This is a genomic window from Flavobacterium sp., from assembly GCF_013822155.1.
Classification (GTDB): Bacteria; Bacteroidota; Bacteroidia; order Flavobacteriales; family Flavobacteriaceae; genus Flavobacterium.
Genome location: NZ_PNJW01000200.1, coordinates 1 through 1,140 on the forward strand (window position 1 = coordinate 1; position 1,140 = coordinate 1,140).

Here is a 1,140-nt window from a genome sequence, read left to right on the forward strand (position 1 = left end):
CAGGATAGGGCGAGGTTGTGAAACAATAGAGATCCAATTTGCCTTCGTCGAAGCTCCAAAATACTGGCCAAGATTAAAGTTACCCTTCTTTTTTCTAGGAAATTTACTTTTTTATCACTATAATGTTTCTTCATCCCGTTCACGAGAAAGTAAGCAATTCTCAAATGGATTTAGGTGATGAATTTCTTCAATATCAAAATATAAGATGGTTATAAAAATGAAATATTTATTTTTTATTTTAACGGTTTGTGTGACCCTAATGGCAAATGCAGTAGAAAAAATTTTAATATTTCCCGAAATCCTAATCCCCGTAAAAACAGAAGCTCAGTTTAAGAACATTCCTACGATTGAAAGTACCGCTTTTGATTATTTGCAACAAATAGACGAAAATGAAAATATGACGCGATTGATATTCGTTCGTCATGGCGAATCTAACAGCAATAAAGAAAAAAGTATGGCAGGTCGCACTCTTGAAACTGATTTAACGGATCAAGGAATCAAGCAAGCTAAAGACACTGGCACAGCCCTTGCTTTATCCAATGTTAAAATTCATGCGGTTTTTAGTTCCCCTACATTACGTGCTTTGCAAACCACAGAAACGATGCTATCCAAAATGAATTTATCCCTTCCAATCAACCAAGATGAACGTCTTCATGAAAAATGGTATGGACCTTATGAAGGGGTGTCAGAAAAGGAATATGCGCCGATCAAGAAACAGGAAGAAGAAGAAATTCCCTTACTTCCAACTTTCTTCGACAAATTCGCTTATAAAGCTGACTTAAACATTGAAAGTATGCAAGAGATTTATCATAGAGTCGGTGAGTTCATCAGGGAAGTTGGGCATGATCAATTAGGCAAAAATGTCTTGATTACAACTCATAATGGTGTGATGAAATCTATTTTTATGGCAGATTCAGCTTTCTGCGGTTTTGATGTGGAATATCGTTCGTTTGATCTTGGCAACTGCTCTGTGATCGTAATGGAAGTAGATGATCAAGAAAATTTTAAAATTGTTGCTACCGATGGCTTGAAACTTAGAATAAAACAATAGATTTTTGAGTTTTAATTTGTATAACTATTGTCGTAAAAAAATAAATATCGATTATGCTGAGTTATTTAACGACAGATTGTTTAACTTAT

Annotated in this window: 1 protein-coding gene; it reads left to right on the forward strand. The window is 34.6% G+C overall.

Annotated elements, in window-relative coordinates; all coding sequences use genetic code 11:
• Positions 1-217 precede the first annotated feature (217 nt).
• Entirely contained in the window at positions 218-1,051 is an 834-nt protein-coding gene (locus tag C0512_RS15920) for a histidine phosphatase family protein (protein ID WP_290863350.1), read from the forward strand.
• Positions 1,052-1,140: the final 89 nt, after the last annotated feature.

Coding starts and splice junctions, on each gene's coding strand:
- C0512_RS15920 (WP_290863350.1), top strand. CDS start 218: ATGAAATATTTATTTTTTATTTTAACGGTTTGTGTGACCCTAATGGCA.